The sequence below is a fragment of the Pseudomonas sp. PB106 genome, assembly GCF_009764645.1.
In the GTDB taxonomy this organism is placed as follows: Bacteria; Pseudomonadota; Gammaproteobacteria; order Pseudomonadales; family Pseudomonadaceae; genus Aquipseudomonas.
Map to the genome: position 1 here is coordinate 1 of NZ_RWIM01000220.1, position 15179 is coordinate 15179.

Annotated in this window: 17 protein-coding genes; all 17 read left to right on the forward strand. The window is 59.0% G+C overall.

Annotated features, from left to right (window positions below; translation table 11 throughout):
• The first annotated feature begins 220 nt into the window (after positions 1-220).
• A complete protein-coding gene (gene iscR / locus EJA71_RS26485) occupies positions 221-712 on the forward strand; it encodes a Fe-S cluster assembly transcriptional regulator IscR (protein WP_003227911.1) in 492 nt (163 codons plus the stop codon).
• A gap of 47 nt (positions 713-759) precedes the next feature.
• Complete coding sequence (locus EJA71_RS26490) at positions 760-1974, forward strand: IscS subfamily cysteine desulfurase (protein ID WP_158960936.1); 1215 nt, start codon at positions 760-762, stop codon at positions 1972-1974.
• Between the two features lie 101 nt (positions 1975-2075).
• Positions 2076-2462: a Fe-S cluster assembly scaffold IscU gene (gene iscU / locus EJA71_RS26495; RefSeq protein WP_007916892.1), complete on the forward strand. Its 387-nt coding sequence runs from the start codon at positions 2076-2078 to the stop codon at positions 2460-2462.
• Positions 2463-2496: 34 nt separating this feature from the next.
• Positions 2497-2820: an iron-sulfur cluster assembly protein IscA gene (gene iscA / locus EJA71_RS26500; RefSeq protein WP_003227904.1), complete on the forward strand. Its 324-nt coding sequence runs from the start codon at positions 2497-2499 to the stop codon at positions 2818-2820.
• An 8-nt stretch (positions 2821-2828) separates the two neighbouring features.
• Positions 2829-3350 (forward strand): co-chaperone HscB, encoded by a 522-nt coding sequence (gene hscB / locus EJA71_RS26505; RefSeq protein WP_008084660.1) that lies wholly within the window; start codon positions 2829-2831, stop codon positions 3348-3350.
• 51 nt (positions 3351-3401) lie between these two features.
• Positions 3402-5267, forward strand: coding sequence for a Fe-S protein assembly chaperone HscA (gene hscA, locus EJA71_RS26510; protein WP_158960937.1), 1866 nt, complete (start codon positions 3402-3404; stop codon positions 5265-5267).
• A complete protein-coding gene (gene fdx, locus EJA71_RS26515; RefSeq protein WP_007916885.1) occupies positions 5267-5608 on the forward strand; it encodes an ISC system 2Fe-2S type ferredoxin in 342 nt (113 codons plus the stop codon). Before hscA ends, fdx begins: the two co-directional genes overlap by 1 nt.
• A 14-nt stretch (positions 5609-5622) precedes the next feature.
• Entirely contained in the window at positions 5623-5823 is a 201-nt protein-coding gene (iscX, locus tag EJA71_RS26520; RefSeq protein WP_150604298.1) for a Fe-S cluster assembly protein IscX, read from the forward strand.
• Positions 5824-5910: 87 nt separating this feature from the next.
• Positions 5911-6336 carry a nucleoside-diphosphate kinase gene (ndk, locus tag EJA71_RS26525; RefSeq protein WP_007916882.1) on the forward strand — a complete coding sequence of 142 codons (426 nt, stop codon included), beginning with the start codon at positions 5911-5913 and terminating at the stop codon, positions 6334-6336.
• Between the two features lie 28 nt (positions 6337-6364).
• Positions 6365-7513 (forward strand): 23S rRNA (adenine(2503)-C(2))-methyltransferase RlmN, encoded by a 1149-nt coding sequence (gene rlmN / locus EJA71_RS26530; protein WP_025109218.1) that lies wholly within the window; start codon positions 6365-6367, stop codon positions 7511-7513.
• 12 nt (positions 7514-7525) lie between these two features.
• Positions 7526-8284 carry a type IV pilus biogenesis/stability protein PilW gene (pilW, locus tag EJA71_RS26535; protein ID WP_158960939.1) on the forward strand — a complete coding sequence of 253 codons (759 nt, stop codon included), beginning with the start codon at positions 7526-7528 and terminating at the stop codon, positions 8282-8284.
• On the forward strand, positions 8284-9294 hold the full coding sequence (locus EJA71_RS26540; protein WP_158960941.1) for a RodZ family helix-turn-helix domain-containing protein: 1011 nt from the start codon (positions 8284-8286) through the stop codon (positions 9292-9294). The genes pilW and EJA71_RS26540 overlap by 1 nt, the downstream gene beginning before the upstream one ends.
• Positions 9295-9297: 3 nt before the next feature.
• Entirely contained in the window at positions 9298-10407 is a 1110-nt protein-coding gene (gene ispG / locus EJA71_RS26545) for a flavodoxin-dependent (E)-4-hydroxy-3-methylbut-2-enyl-diphosphate synthase (RefSeq protein WP_008084646.1), read from the forward strand.
• Between the two features lie 37 nt (positions 10408-10444).
• Positions 10445-11734, forward strand: coding sequence for a histidine--tRNA ligase (gene hisS, locus EJA71_RS26550; RefSeq protein WP_122589955.1), 1290 nt, complete (start codon positions 10445-10447; stop codon positions 11732-11734).
• A gap of 41 nt (positions 11735-11775) precedes the next feature.
• Positions 11776-12417, forward strand: a complete 642-nt coding sequence (locus EJA71_RS26555) for a tetratricopeptide repeat protein (protein ID WP_038362971.1) — start codon at positions 11776-11778, stop codon at positions 12415-12417.
• Complete coding sequence (gene bamB, locus EJA71_RS26560) at positions 12410-13561, forward strand: outer membrane protein assembly factor BamB (RefSeq protein WP_016984368.1); 1152 nt, start codon at positions 12410-12412, stop codon at positions 13559-13561. The genes EJA71_RS26555 and bamB overlap by 8 nt, the downstream gene beginning before the upstream one ends.
• A 139-nt stretch (positions 13562-13700) precedes the next feature.
• The gene (der, locus tag EJA71_RS26565; protein WP_158960943.1) at positions 13701-15173 is read left to right on the forward strand and encodes a ribosome biogenesis GTPase Der; all 1473 of its coding nucleotides are present in this window, start codon (positions 13701-13703) and stop codon (positions 15171-15173) included.
• Positions 15174-15179: the final 6 nt, after the last annotated feature.

The following is a 15179-nucleotide window of genomic DNA, read 5'->3' on the forward strand; positions in this document are numbered from 1 at the left end:
TGCGATCCCTTGATTTTTTAAAGAGCAAAATCAAAAGATCGCAGCCTTCGGCAGCTCCTGCAGGGGTATCCGGCAGTCGGTGTGCCATTACGCCGCAGACCCTGCTATCATTCGCGCGCTCTTTTGCGGGTAATCCTGACTAAAGTACTAGGTCTTAAAGTTGACTTAAATACTCGGGAATTGCATACTCGCCCCATTCTGAACTCCGTGGTAACTGTCCATGCGACTGACTACAAAAGGCCGATACGCCGTGACTGCCATGCTTGACCTGGCGTTGCACGCGCAGCACGGGCCCGTGTCCCTGGCCGATATCTCCGAGCGCCAAGGCATCTCCCTGTCCTACCTTGAGCAGCTGTTCGCCAAGCTGCGCCGCAGCAACCTGGTTTCCAGCGTTCGCGGCCCGGGTGGCGGCTACCAATTGTCCCGCGACATGCAGGGCATCCAGGTTGCCCAGGTGATCGATGCAGTAAACGAATCGGTTGATGCCACCAAATGCCAGGGCCAGGGCGATTGCCATTCCGGCGACACGTGCCTGACCCATCATCTTTGGTGTGATTTGAGCCTGCAGATTCACGAATTTCTAAGTGGTATCAGCTTGGCTGATCTTGTGACTCGCCGTGAGGTGCAAGAAGTAGCCCAGCGTCAGGACCAGCGCCGTTGCAACAGCAAGGCGCCACGCCTGGACAAGATTGAAGCGTCCGCCGTCGAATGACAGCCGAAGAGCTAGCGGTACGCCAGCCCTGATTTAGGAGATAGTCCATGAAATTGCCGATTTACCTTGATTACTCTGCGACCACCCCGGTCGATCCGCGCGTTGCGCAAAAAATGAGTGAATGCCTGCTGGTTGACGGAAACTTCGGTAACCCGGCGTCCCGTTCCCATGTATTCGGCTGGAAAGCTGAAGAGTCCGTCGAAAACGCCCGTCGTCAGGTGGCCGATCTGGTCAACGCCGACCCGCGCGAAATCGTCTGGACCTCGGGCGCTACCGAATCCGACAACCTGGCTATCAAGGGTGCGGCACATTTCTACGCCTCCAAGGGCAAGCACCTGATCACCTCGAAGATTGAGCACAAGGCTGTCCTCGACACCATGCGCCAGCTGGAGCGTGAAGGTTTCGAAGTGACCTACCTCGAGCCGACCGAAGACGGTCTGATCACGCCGGCGATGATTGAAGCAGCGCTGCGCGAAGACACCATCCTGGTCTCCGTGATGCACGTGAACAACGAAATCGGCACCGTTAACGACATCGCCGCGATCGGCGAAATGCTCCGCGCCAAGGGCATTCTGTTCCACGTCGACGCCGCTCAGTCCACTGGCAAGGTCGAGATCGACTTGCAGAAGCTGAAAGTCGACATGATGTCGTTCTCCGCTCACAAAACCTACGGCCCTAAAGGCATCGGCGCGCTGTACGTCAGCCGCAAGCCGCGTGTGCGCATCGAAGCGACCATGCACGGCGGCGGTCACGAGCGTGGCATGCGTTCCGGCACCCTGGCGACTCACCAGATCGTCGGCATGGGCGAAGCGTTCCGCGTAGCCAAAGAAGACATGGCTGCTGAAAATGTCCGTATCAAAGCCTTGAGCGACCGTTTCTACAAGCAGGTCGAGCACCTGGAAGAGCTGTACGTCAATGGCAGCCTGACCGCCCGCGTTCCGCACAACCTGAACCTGAGCTTCAACTACGTTGAAGGCGAGTCGCTGATCATGGCGCTCAAGGATCTGGCGGTATCGTCCGGTTCGGCGTGCACCTCGGCGTCGCTGGAGCCTTCGTACGTACTGCGCGCCCTGGGCCGCAACGACGAACTGGCACACAGCTCGATCCGCTTCACCTTCGGCCGTTTCACCACCGAAGAAGAAATCGACTATGCCGCGCAGAAAGTCTGCGAGGCTGTTACCAAGCTGCGCGCTTTGTCGCCGCTGTGGGACATGTACAAAGACGGCGTCGATATCTCGAAAATCGAGTGGGCGGCACACTAAATATAGAAGCCGCCGGATACAGATCCTGTAGCGACGCGGCGGTTTACGCAGCGCAGTTGCAGGGTCTCAAGAGCGGCCCTGATGAGTGAGGATTGAGAATCATGGCTTACAGCGAAAAGGTCATCGACCACTACGAAAACCCGCGCAACGTCGGCAAGATGAACGCGGAAGATCCTGATGTCGGCACCGGCATGGTCGGCGCTCCGGCGTGCGGCGACGTGATGCGTCTGCAAATCAAGGTCAACGACGCCGGCATCATCGAAGATGCCAAGTTCAAGACCTACGGCTGCGGTTCGGCTATCGCCTCCAGCTCCCTCGCTACCGAGTGGATGAAGGGCAAGACCCTGGACGAAGCGGAAACCATCAAGAACACTCAGCTGGCCGAAGAACTGGCCCTGCCGCCAGTGAAAATTCACTGCTCGGTACTGGCTGAAGACGCTATCAAAGCGGCTGTTCGCGATTACAAGCAGAAGAAAGGCTTGATCTGACTTTCTGGATTTGGCGACGAGTAAGGAGTCACCGATGGCTATCAGCATGACAGAAGCGGCTGCTCGACACGTGCGGCGCTCCCTCGACGGGCGCGGCAAAGGTGAAGGGATTCGTCTGGGTGTTCGCACCACAGGCTGTTCCGGCCTTGCCTACGTGCTGGAGTTTGTCGACGAGGTGGTTGCAGAGGATCAGGTGTTCGAGAGTCACGGCGAAAAAGTGATCATCGACCCGAAAAGCCTGGCCTATCTGGACGGCACCGAGCTCGATTTCGTCAAGGAAGGGTTGAACGAAGGTTTCAAGTTCAACAACCCCAACGTACGCGGTGAGTGTGGCTGCGGCGAAAGCTTCAACATCTGAGGCTTGTCGTGGGTATTCCTTGTCATTTCGCTTTATTCGAGCTGCAACCGAGTTTCCGTCTGGATCTCGAGCAGTTGGCCACGCGCTATCGTGAGTTGGCGCGCGGCGTTCATCCTGACCGCTTTGCCGACGCTTCCGAGCGTGAGCAGCGCTCGGCACTCGAGCAATCTGCGCGGCTCAACGACGCCTATCAGACGCTCAAGAGTCCGGCCCAGCGCGCACGCTACCTGCTGACCATCAGCGGGCATGAAGTGCCGATGGAAGTCACCGTCCATGATCCCGAGTTTCTTCTGCAGCAGATGCAATGGCGCGAAGAGCTCGAAGACCTTCAGGACAGTGCCGACCTCGACGGTGTCGCGGTATTCAAGCGTCGCTTGAAAGTGGCTCAGGAAGAACTCAACGAAAGCTTCGCAGCCTGTTGGGATGATGCAGCGCAACGCGAACAGGCCGAACGCCTGATGCGGCGCATGCAGTTCCTCGACAAGCTCACCTACGAAGTGCGCCAGTTAGAAGAGCGCCTCGACGACTAACCCAGTGCTGCCCTGATTGCACGCCTGATAGACAGACAAGACCTGATTACCATGGCTCTACTGCAGATCGCCGAACCCGGCCAAAGTCCTCAACCGCACCAGCGTCGCCTGGCTGTGGGGATCGACTTGGGCACTACCAATTCGCTGGTCGCTGCATTGCGCAGTGGTCTTTCCGAGCCGCTGGCCGACGCTAACGGGCAGGTCATCCTGCCGTCCGCCGTGCGTTATCACGCCGATCGCGTCGAAGTCGGCGAGTCGGCCAAACTGGCTGCCGCCTCCGACCCTTTGAACACCGTGCTGTCGGTCAAGCGCTTGATGGGTCGTGGTCTGTCCGACGTCAAGCAATTGGGCGAGCAACTCCCGTACCGCTTTGTCGGCGGCGAATCGCACATGCCGTTCATCGACACCGTGCAGGGCCCGAAAAGCCCGGTCGAAGTCTCCGCCGATATCCTCAAGGTCCTGCGTCAGCGCGCTGAAGCGACCTTGGGTGGCGAACTGGTGGGCGCGGTGATTACCGTTCCGGCGTATTTCGACGATGCTCAGCGTCAAGCCACCAAAGATGCGGCAAAACTCGCCGGGCTGAACGTGCTGCGCTTGCTCAATGAGCCGACCGCAGCCGCTGTGGCGTATGGTCTGGATCAGCATGCGGAAGGCCTGGTTGCTATTTACGACCTGGGCGGCGGTACGTTCGATATCTCCATTTTGCGTCTGACTGGCGGTGTTTTCGAGGTTCTGGCCACTGGCGGCGACAGCGCGCTGGGTGGCGATGACTTCGATCACGCGATCGCCGGCTGGATCATCGAGAGCGCGGGTCTGTCCGCCGATCTCGATCCGGGCGCGCAACGCAATCTGCTGCAAACCGCTTGTGCGGCCAAAGAAGCCCTGACCGATGCGGTCAGCGTTGAAGTGGTCTATGGCGACTGGAAAGCGCCGCTGACTCGCGAAGCCTTCGATGCACTGATCGAGCCGATGGTCGCTCGTAGCCTGAAAGCTTGCCGTCGCGCCGTTCGCGATTCCGGCATCGAGCTGGAAGATGTGCACGCCGTGGTCATGGTCGGCGGTTCGACTCGCGTTCCGCGTGTTCGCGAAGCCGTTGCCGAAGCATTCGGTCGCCAGCCTTTGACGGAAATCGATCCGGATCAAGTGGTGGCCATCGGTGCCGCGATCCAGGCCGATACCCTGGCGGGCAACAAACGCGATGGCGGCGAATTGCTGCTGCTCGACGTGATTCCGCTGTCCCTGGGGCTGGAAACCATGGGTGGCCTGATGGAGAAGGTGATTCCCCGTAACACCACTATCCCCGTCGCTCGCGCACAGGATTTCACCACTTATAAGGATGGCCAGTCGGCCATGGCGATCCACGTGTTGCAGGGCGAGCGTGAGCTGATCAGTGACTGCCGCTCGCTGGCGCGCTTCGAATTGCGCGGCATTCCCGCGATGGTGGCCGGTGCAGCGAAAATTCGCGTGACCTTCCAGGTCGATGCCGACGGTCTGCTCAGCGTTTCCGCCCGCGAACTGGGTTCGGGTGTTGAGGCGAGCATTCAGGTCAAACCGTCCTACGGTCTGACCGACGGCGAAATCGCCAAGATGCTCAAGGATTCGTTCCAACACGCCAATGACGACAAGGTCGCTCGTGTTCTGCGCGAGCAGCAAGTCGATGCCCAGCGCCTGATTGAAGCGGTGCAGGGCGCTCTCGAGGTTGATGGCGAGCGTTTGCTCGACGCCGAAGAGCGCATGGTTATCGACCTGCAGTTGCAGGAACTGGCCGAACTGATGAAAGGCACTGATGGTTACGCCATCGAGCAGCAGACCAAGCGTCTGTCGCAAGTGACCGATGCTTTTGCTGCCCGCCGCATGGATCTGACGGTGAAAGCCGCTCTGTCGGGGCGCAATCTGAATGAAATCGAGGATATCTGATGCCGCAGGTCATTTTTCTGCCCCACGAGAAGTTCTGCCCTGAAGGCATGGTCGTCGAGGCTGCACCCGGCACCTCGATTCTCGAACTGGCCCACGAACACCACATCGAGATGGAAAGTGCCTGCGGCGGCGTCTGCGCCTGCACCACCTGCCACTGCATCATCCGCGAGGGTTTCGACTCGATGGAAGAGGCGGACGAGCTGGAAGAAGACTTCCTCGATCGTGCCTGGGGTCTGGAAGCGCAATCGCGTCTGGCTTGCCAGGCTATCGTTGGTGAAGAAGACATCACCGTCGAAATTCCGAAATATTCGCTTAACCATGCGGCAGAAGCGCCGCACTGACTGGTAAGACTGTCATGAGCTACGGTTGGAATGATGTTCAACGTATTGCAGAAGAACTGGCCGAGGCCCATGCCGGCGTCGATCCGTATTCTGTAGGTTTTGTCCGTCTGCAGCAGATGATCCTGGATCTGCCTGAATTCGATAGCACTTCTGGCCGTGTCGGCGAGAAGGTGCTGGAAGCGGTTCAGGAGCTCTGGGCCAAAGAATTGGACTGATCGTCTCGCAGGTTAGGCAATACCCAAGAACCCGCGTATAATTCGCGGGTTTAATTTTTCGCAAATTACCGTTTCTGGAGTTACACCATGGCTGTTCAACGTACTTTCTCCATCATCAAGCCTGACGCTGTTGCTAAAAACGTCATCGGCGAGATCACCACTCGTTTCGAAAAAGCCGGCCTGCGCGTTGTAGCTTCGAAACTGAAGCAACTGTCCAAAGCCGAAGCTGAAGGCTTCTACGCTGAGCACAGCGCTCGTGGTTTCTTCGGCGACCTGGTTGCTTTCATGATTTCCGGTCCTGTTGTTGTTCAGGTTCTGGAAGGCGAAAACGCTATCGCTCTGAACCGTGAGCTGATGGGCGCTACCAACCCTAAAGAAGCTGCTGCCGGCACCATCCGCGCTGACTTCGCTGATTCCATCGACGCCAACGCTGTTCACGGTTCGGACTCCGAAGCCGCAGCTGCTCGTGAAATCTCGTACTTCTTCGCAGCTACTGAAGTAACCACTCGCTAAGCATTGGCTTAAGAGTGAAGGTGAATCCATGACTACATCGACTGTAAAAACCAACCTGCTGGGTCTGACTCAACAGGAAATGGAAAAATTCTTCGACTCAATCGGGGAGAAGCGTTTCCGTGCCGGTCAGGTAATGAAATGGATTCACCACTTTGGCGTCGATGATTTCGACGCCATGACGAACGTCAGCAAGGCCCTGCGCGACAAGCTCAAGGCCATTGCTGAGGTCCGTGGTCCGGAAGTGGTCAGCGAGGACATCTCCAGCGACGGCACCCGCAAGTGGGTGGTGCGCGTGGCGTCCGGCAGCTGCGTCGAGACCGTTTACATTCCCCAGGGCAAACGCGGCACTCTGTGCGTTTCGTCCCAGGCAGGCTGTGCCCTGGATTGCAGTTTCTGCTCCACCGGCAAGCAAGGCTTCAATAGCAACCTCACCGCCGCTGAAGTCATCGGTCAGGTGTGGATTGCCAACAAATCTTTCGGCAGTGTCCCGGCAACCGTCGACCGTGCCATCACCAACGTGGTGATGATGGGCATGGGTGAGCCGCTGCTGAACTTCGACAACGTCGTCGCCGCCATGCACCTGATGATGGATGACCTCGGCTACGGGATCTCCAAGCGCCGCGTGACCCTGTCCACGTCGGGTGTGGTGCCGATGATCGATGAGCTGGCCAAGCACATCGACGTGTCCCTGGCGTTGTCCCTGCACGCACCGAATGACGCATTGCGTAACCAATTGGTGCCGATCAACAAGAAATATCCGCTTAAGATGCTGCTCGAGTCGTGCCAGCGCTACATGTCCGCCCTTGGCGAGAAACGTGTGCTGACCATCGAGTACACCTTGCTCAAGGACATCAACGACAAGGTCGAGCACGCCGTCGAAATGATCGCGCTGCTGAAAGATATCCCGTGCAAGATCAACCTGATTCCGTTCAACCCGTTCCCGCATTCCGGGTACGAGCGTCCGAGCAACAACGCGATCCGTCGTTTCCAGGATCAGCTGCATCAGGCCGGTTTCAACGTCACTGTCCGCACCACCCGTGGTGAAGACATCGACGCCGCATGTGGTCAATTGGTAGGGCAGGTGCTGGATCGCACCCGTCGCAGCGAACGTTATATCGCCGTGCGTGAATTGAGCGCCGACAGCGATCTGGCACAGAACGCCGCGAACACTAACTAAGAGAGGATCTCTATGTCCCTGCGCTTTGCGCTGCTGTTGCTGTTGGCCAGCCTGTGTGCTGGTTGTGTCCTGTCGGGTGACTACAACCCGATGAAGACCAGCAAGGGCCGCGATGAAGCGCGGGCTGCGTACGTGCAGTTGGGGCTGGGATACTTGCAACAAGGCATGAGCGAGCGGGCCAAGGTGCCGCTGAAGAAGGCGCTGGAAATCGACGGCTCCGATCCTGACGCCAATGCGGCCCTCGGGTTGGTGTTTCAGTCCGAAATGGAGCCGGAACTGGCCGACGAACACTTCCGCAAGGCGTTGTCCTCCCGTCCCGCCGATGCCCGTATCCTCAACAACTACGGCAGTTTTCTCTACGAACAACAGCGTTATAAAGAAGCCTACGAGCGTTTTGAACAGGCCGCCGCCGATACCCTGTATCCTGAGCGTTCGCGTGTGTTCGAGAACCTCGGCATGACCGCTTCAAAGCTTGGCGTGCGTGATCTGGCGCAGCAGCAGCTGGAAAAGGCCCTGCGTTTGAACCGCCAACAACCACGTGCATTGCTGGAAATGGCTGAGTTGTCCTTCGAAGACAGGCATTATGTGCCCGCACGTGACTATTACGACCGTTTCAGCCTGCTGACCGAACAAAATGCACGTAGTCTATTGCTCGGTGTTCGGCTGGCAAAAGTGTTTGAAGATCGCGACAAGGCCGCCAGTTATGGCCTGCAATTAAAACGACTCTATCCCGGTACGCCGGAATATCAGCAATACCTGTCGGAGCAATGATGAAAGCGGCGCATCCCGAAGTTGTAGCAGCGAATCGCGTTAACCCCGGTGAGACCCTGCGCCAGGCCCGCGAAAGCAATGGCTGGTCGCTGGCCGAAGTGGCCCTCAAGCTCAACCTCACCGTGACTTCCCTGAGCAATCTTGAAGCCGGCGCTTTCGACAAGTTGCCGGGGCATACCTTCGCTCGCGGTTACATTCGCGCCTACGCCAAATTGCTCGGCATGGACCAGACCGTACTGGTTCAGCAGTTCGACCAGTCCACCGGCACCGATTCCCAGGGCAGCAACGTGCATGCCCTCGGCCGTATCGAAGAGCCTGTGCGGGTTTCCCACACCATTTTGCGAATCGTCAGCCTGCTGTTGCTGATCGCGGTCATTGGCGGCGGTTTCGTCTGGTGGCAGGATCAGACCTCGCTGCGCACCAAGGACCTGACGTCTCTGGCGCCTGAGCACGTTGAAGTCGAAGGTGCCGACGGTACGACCCAGATTCATCCGATCGACGAGCCGGAAGACCAGGCTGTCGAGGAGAATCAGGCCGATAATTCGACAACACTGGCGTTGCCTCAGTCCGAAACCACCGCTGAATCGACTGGTGCCGAAGGCGCTGCTCCGGCCATCACTCCAACTGCGCCGGCTGCAACGCCGACCGCCCCGGTTCATACACCGGCGCCGGTTGTCGCCACTCCGGCTACCCCAGCGCCGACCGTTACCGCTCCGGTTGTTCCTGCTGCTCCGGCAGCCACCGCAGAAGCGGCCGCACCCGTTGCTGGCGAAGGTCAGGTACAACTGCAGTTCAGCGCCGATTGCTGGGCACAGGTGACCGATGGTCGTGGCAAAGTGATCTTCAGTGGTCTCAAGCATAAAGGCGATAGCGTCAGCGTTTCCGGCAAACCGCCGCTTAACGTACGTTTGGGCGTAGCTCGTGCCGCACAGGTCAGCTACAACGGCCAACCGGTCGATATCGCTCCGTTCACCAGTGGCGAGACTGCTCGCCTGAAGTTGGGTCAATAAGTCATGCACGGCGAATCTCCAATCAAACGTCGCGTTTCGCGCAAGATCTGGGTCGGCAACGTACCGGTGGGCGGCGATGCGCCGATCGCGGTGCAGAGCATGACCAACAGTGACACCAATGACGTTGCCGCCACTGTTGCGCAAATCAATCGTCTGGAAGCCGCCGGCGTCGACATCGTTCGCGTTTCGGTGCCGGACATGGACGCCGCCGAGGCGTTCGGCAAGATCAAACAACTGGTCAAGGTGCCGCTGGTTGCCGACATCCACTTCGACTACAAGATCGCTTTGCGTGTCGCTGAACTGGGTGTGGATTGCCTGCGCATCAACCCGGGCAACATCGGTCGTGAAGACCGTGTTCGTGCGGTGGTCGATGCAGCGCGTGATCGCGGCATTCCGATCCGCATCGGCGTCAACGCCGGTTCGCTGGAAAAAGACCTGCAAAAGAAATACGGCGAGCCGACGCCCGCCGCGTTGGTCGAGTCCGCCCTGCGTCACGTCGAGCACCTCGAACGCCTGAATTTCCAGGACTTCAAGGTCAGCGTGAAAGCCTCCGACGTGTTCATGGCCGTTGAAGCCTACCGCCTGCTGGCTAAAGAAATCGTTCAGCCGCTGCACCTGGGGATCACCGAAGCCGGTGGATTGCGTTCGGGCACAGTGAAATCCGCCGTGGGCCTAGGTATGCTGCTCGCCGAGGGGATTGGCGATACCATCCGCATCTCGCTCGCGGCCGACCCGGTCGAGGAAGTGAAGGTCGGTTACGACATTCTCAAGTCTTTGCATCTGCGTTCCCGTGGCATCAACTTCATCGCCTGCCCGAGCTGCTCGCGGCAAAACTTCGATGTGGTCAAGACCATGAACGAGCTGGAAGGGCGCCTTGAAGACCTGCTGGTGCCGCTGGATGTCGCGGTGATCGGTTGTGTGGTCAACGGCCCCGGCGAAGCCAAGGAAGCCCATATCGGCTTGACCGGCGGCACGCCAAATCTGATTTACATCGACGGCAAGCCGGCGCAGAAACTGACGAATGACAATCTGGTGGACGAGCTGGAAAGGCTGATCCGCCAGAAAGCGGCCGAAAAGGTCGAAGCTGACGCTGCCGTAATCGCGCGCGGCTGACCCTGACTGAAGAGCCGAACGAATTTAAGGATTTAAAGTGAGCAAGTCATTGCAAGCCATTCGTGGCATGAACGACATCCTGCCCGAACAGACCCCGCTGTGGCGTTATTTCGAGGGCACCGTCGCGCGTCTGCTGGATAACTACGGTTACAAGCAGATCCGCATGCCGATCGTCGAGTTCACCGAGCTGTTCAAACGCTCGATCGGTGAAGTGACCGACATCGTCGAAAAAGAGATGTACACCTTCGAAGATCGCAACGGCGACTCCCTGACCCTGCGTCCGGAAGGTACTGCCGCGTGCGTGCGTGCGGTGCTCGAACACGGCATCACCGGCGGTGGTCAGGTGCAGAAACTCTGGTACATCGGTCCGATGTTCCGCCACGAGCGCCCGCAGAAAGGTCGTTATCGCCAGTTCCACCAGATCGGTCTGGAGGTGTTCAACCTCGACGGTCCGGACATCGACGCCGAACTGATCATCATGACCTGGCGCCTGTGGGGCGAGCTGGGCATCCGTGATGCGGTCAAGCTCGAACTCAACAGCCTGGGCACCAGCGAGTCCCGTGGTCGCTACCGTGAAGCGCTGGTCGAGTACCTCTCGGCGCACCACGACAAGCTCGACGAAGACAGCCAGCGTCGCCTGAAAACCAACCCGCTGCGCGTGCTCGACACGAAAAATGCCGACACCCAAGCAGTGCTGGTCGATGCGCCGAAGATGGCCGACTACCTCGACGATGAGTCCCGCGCGCACTTTGAAGGTTTGAAGTCGCGTCTGGATGCCGTCGGCATTCCGTACGTGCTCAATCCGAAGCTGGTGCGTGGCCTCGATTACTACAGCAAAACCGTTTTCGAATGGGTCACCGACAAGCTCGGCGCCCAGGGTACTGTCTGCGCGGGCGGTCGTTATGACGGTCTGGTCGAGCAGATGGGCGGCAAGCCAACCACCGGCGTCGGTTTCGCCATGGGCATCGAGCGTCTGGTGCTGATGCTGGAAACCCTTGAGCAGATCCCGGAAGAAATTTCCCGTCAGGTCGACGTCTACCTTTGCGCCTTCGGTGAAGAAGCCGAGCTGGCCGGTCTGGCCTTGGCTGAACGTGTTCGTGATCAACTTCCAAACCTGCGCCTGCAAGTCAATGCCGGCGCCGGCAGCTTCAAAAGCCAGTTCAAGAAGGCCGACAAGAGCGGTGCGCTGTACGCACTGATCCTCGGTGACGACGAAATGGCCCAGCAAGTGGTAGGTTTCAAACCCCTGCGTGGCCAGGGCGAACAACAAAGCATTGCCTGGGATGCGCTCGCCGCTCACCTGGCCACCTGCGTCGTGCAGGGTTGAAGCTGTCCAAACAGCCGATTTAGCGATTAAGGAGTATTGGGGTGTCGAGTACCGAAGACGAACAGTTGGCGGATTTGAAGGACTGGTGGACACGCAACGGCAAACCTCTGGTCACCGGCGGCCTGTTGGCGCTGGTCATCGTGTTCGGCTGGCAGGCATATCACAAATACCAGAGCAACCAGTCGCAAGGCGCCTCGGTGCTCTATCAGCAATTGCTGGAAACCACGCTGACGCCTGACGGCAAGCCTGATGCTGCCCGTGTGGCGGATCTGGCCGGCAAGCTCAACAGCGAGTTCGGCGGTTCCGCCTATGCGCAGTACGGCAGCCTGTTCGTGGCCAAAGTGGCTGTGGACAGCGGCAAGCTGGACGACGCCGCGACCGAGCTGAAAGCCATCGTCGACAAACCGGCCAACCCGGCGCTGGGCGAAATCGCCCGTCAGCGTCTGGCGCAGGTACTCGGCGCACAGAACAAGGCTGAAGATGCCCTGAAACTGCTTGACGGCGACGCCGACAAAGCGTTCCTGGCGACTCGCGAAGAACTCAAGGGCGACCTGCTGGTGCAGCTGGGTCGTACCGATGACGCGAACAAGGCGTATCAAAAAGCCAAGGCGGCACTGTCGGATGAAGCGGCGGTCGGTGGCCTTCAAATCAAGCTCGACGACCTGGCCAAAGGGGATGCGTGACGTGATCCGTTGGAAGCATGCAGCATTGCTGGCTCTGGCCCTTCTGGCCGCGGGTTGCAGCAGCAACAGCAAAAAAGAATTGCCACCGGCTGAACTGACCGACTTCAAAGAAGAAGTGGTTCTGCAAAAGCAGTGGAGTCGTTCGATCGGTGACGGTCAGGGCGAAACCTACAACATGCTGGTGCCGGCGATCGACGGTGACACCATCTACGCCGCCGATGTGACCGGTGTAGTGATGGCCATGGATCGCGGCAATGGCGACGTGAAATGGAAGCAGGATCTTGATCTGCCTGTCTCCGGCGCTGTCGGCGTTGGTTATGGTCTGGTTCTGATCGGCACCCTGCGTGGCGAAGTCGTTGCTCTGGACACCAGCAACGGTGAAGAGAAGTGGCGCGCACGCGTCAACAGTGAAGTTCTCGCGCCACCAGCCAACAACGGTGACGTTGTGGTTGTGCAGACTCAGGACGATCGTCTGATTGGTCTGGATGCATCGACCGGTACTCAGCGCTGGGTGTATGACAGCACTCCGGCCGTACTGACCCTGCGTGGCACCAGTGCCCCGCTGGTCACCAATCGCCTCGCGGTGGCTGGGCTGTCGACCGGTAAAGTAGTCGCTCTGGATATTTCCAACGGCGTGCCGGTTTGGGAACAGCGCATTGCGATTCCACAGGGTCGTTCGGAGCTGGAGCGCGTGGTCGACATCGACGGCGGCCTGCTGCTGTCCGGCGGTACCTTGTACGTTGCCAGCTATCAGGGGCGCGTTGCGGCACTGGATCTGGAAAGCGGTCGTCAACTCTGGCAGCGCGATGCGTCGAGCTACGCCGGTATCGCTCAAGGTTTCGGCAGCGTCTACGTGAGCCTGTCCTCGGGCACCGTTGAAGGCGTCGACGAACGTTCCACCACTGCATTGTGGAGCAACGATTCGCTGGCTCGCCGTCAACTGTCGGCTCCGGAAGTGTTCTCCAGCTATGTAGCAGTAGGTGACCTGGAAGGTTATCTGCACCTGCTGAGTCAGGTTGACGGTCGTTTCGTCGGCCGTGAGCGCATCGACAGCGACGGCCTGCGTGCCCGTCCGCTGGTGGTGGGTGACACGATTTATGTGTATGGCAACAGCGGCAAACTGGAAGCCCTGACCATCAAGTAACAACTATGCTTGGGGATAACACCCCAGGCAGCTTCACTTGTGGAAGTGGACCTGTTCACTCCCGCAGTGTTGCCCCGAGCACCAGCCGCTGCCTCGCAGCGGCTTTTGTATTTTCTGAAATAACGAAGTGGAGAGCCGCATGGTTCCCGTAATCGCCCTGGTGGGCCGACCGAACGTCGGCAAATCCACCTTGTTCAACCGCCTGACCAGGACTCGCGACGCCATCGTCGGCGACTTGTCCGGTCTGACCCGTGATCGCCAGTACGGTGAGGCCAAGTGGCAAGGGCGTTCCTACATTCTGATCGACACCGGCGGTATCTCCGGTGACGAGCATGGTATGGACGAAAAAATGGCCGAGCAGTCGTTGCTGGCCATTGAAGAAGCTGATGTTGTGCTGTTCCTGGTAGATGCCAAGGCCGGTTTTACCGCCGCCGACCAGATGATCGCCGAACACCTGCGCAAACGTAACAAGCGTTCCCACGTGGTCGCCAACAAGGTCGACAACATCGACCCGGAAATGGCCCGCGCCGAATTCGCTCCGCTGGGTATGGGCCACGCGATCCCGATCGCCGGTGCTCACGGCCGTGGCATCACGCAGTTGCTGGAAGCCGCCCTGGGCGACTTCCCGCGCGATGATGACGAGCTGGCGGAAGGCGAAGAGGAAGAAGTCGTTGCCGAAGGCGAGGAAGCCAAGCGCATTCCTGGTCCGAGCGAAAAGGATGGCATCAAGATCGCCATCATCGGCCGTCCTAACGTCGGCAAGTCGACCCTGGTCAACCGCATGCTCGGTGAAGACCGGGTCATCGTTTATGACCAACCTGGCACCACCCGCGACAGTATCTACATCCCGTTCGAACGCAATGAAGAGAAGTACACGCTGATCGACACCGCGGGTGTGCGCAAGCGCGGCAAGATCCACGAAGAAGTCGAAAAATTCTCCGTGGTGAAAACCCTGCAGGCGATCAAAGACGCCAACGTGGTGATCTTCGTGATGGACGCCCGCGAAGGCGTGGTCGATCACGACCTCAATCTGCTCGGTTTTGCCATCGAGTCGGGTCGTGCGCTGGTCATCGCGATCAACAAGTGGGACGGCATGACGCCAAGCGAGCGCGACTACGTCAAGGTCGAGCTGCAGCGTCGCCTGTTCTTCGTTGATTACGCCGACATCCACTTCATCTCGGCACTGCACGGCACGGGCGTGGGCAACCTCTACGCTTCGGTGCAGAACTCGTTCAAGTCGGCGGTTACCCGCTGGCCGACCAACCGTCTGACCCAGATTCTGGAAGATGCGGTTGGCGAGCACGCGCCACCGATGGTCAACAACCGCCGGATCAAGCTGCGTTACGCCCACTTGGGTGGTGCCAACCCGCCGATCATCGTGATCCACGGTAACCAGATCGAGAAAGTGCCGAAGTCGTATGTGCGCTATCTGGAGAACACTTACCGCCGTGTGCTGAAGCTGGTCGGTACGCCGATCCGCATCGAGTTCAAGGGTGGCGAGAACCCGTACGAAGGCAACAAGACTGCGCTGACCGACCGCCAGGTCAACAAGAAGCGTCGTTTGATGTCGCACCACAAGAAAGCCGACAAGAAGCGCCGCGACAAGAAATAAGGTCGC

Coding starts and splice junctions, on each gene's coding strand:
- iscR (WP_003227911.1), top strand. CDS start 221: ATGCGACTGACTACAAAAGGCCGATACGCCGTGACTGCCATGCTTGAC.
- EJA71_RS26540 (WP_158960941.1), top strand. CDS start 8,284: ATGAAAGCGGCGCATCCCGAAGTTGTAGCAGCGAATCGCGTTAACCCC.
- ndk (WP_007916882.1), top strand. CDS start 5,911: ATGGCTGTTCAACGTACTTTCTCCATCATCAAGCCTGACGCTGTTGCT.
- der (WP_158960943.1), top strand. CDS start 13,701: ATGGTTCCCGTAATCGCCCTGGTGGGCCGACCGAACGTCGGCAAATCC.
- hscA (WP_158960937.1), top strand. CDS start 3,402: ATGGCTCTACTGCAGATCGCCGAACCCGGCCAAAGTCCTCAACCGCAC.
- iscU (WP_007916892.1), top strand. CDS start 2,076: ATGGCTTACAGCGAAAAGGTCATCGACCACTACGAAAACCCGCGCAAC.
- rlmN (WP_025109218.1), top strand. CDS start 6,365: ATGACTACATCGACTGTAAAAACCAACCTGCTGGGTCTGACTCAACAG.
- pilW (WP_158960939.1), top strand. CDS start 7,526: ATGTCCCTGCGCTTTGCGCTGCTGTTGCTGTTGGCCAGCCTGTGTGCT.
- iscA (WP_003227904.1), top strand. CDS start 2,497: ATGGCTATCAGCATGACAGAAGCGGCTGCTCGACACGTGCGGCGCTCC.
- fdx (WP_007916885.1), top strand. CDS start 5,267: ATGCCGCAGGTCATTTTTCTGCCCCACGAGAAGTTCTGCCCTGAAGGC.
- ispG (WP_008084646.1), top strand. CDS start 9,298: ATGCACGGCGAATCTCCAATCAAACGTCGCGTTTCGCGCAAGATCTGG.
- iscX (WP_150604298.1), top strand. CDS start 5,623: ATGAGCTACGGTTGGAATGATGTTCAACGTATTGCAGAAGAACTGGCC.
- EJA71_RS26490 (WP_158960936.1), top strand. CDS start 760: ATGAAATTGCCGATTTACCTTGATTACTCTGCGACCACCCCGGTCGAT.
- bamB (WP_016984368.1), top strand. CDS start 12,410: ATGCGTGACGTGATCCGTTGGAAGCATGCAGCATTGCTGGCTCTGGCC.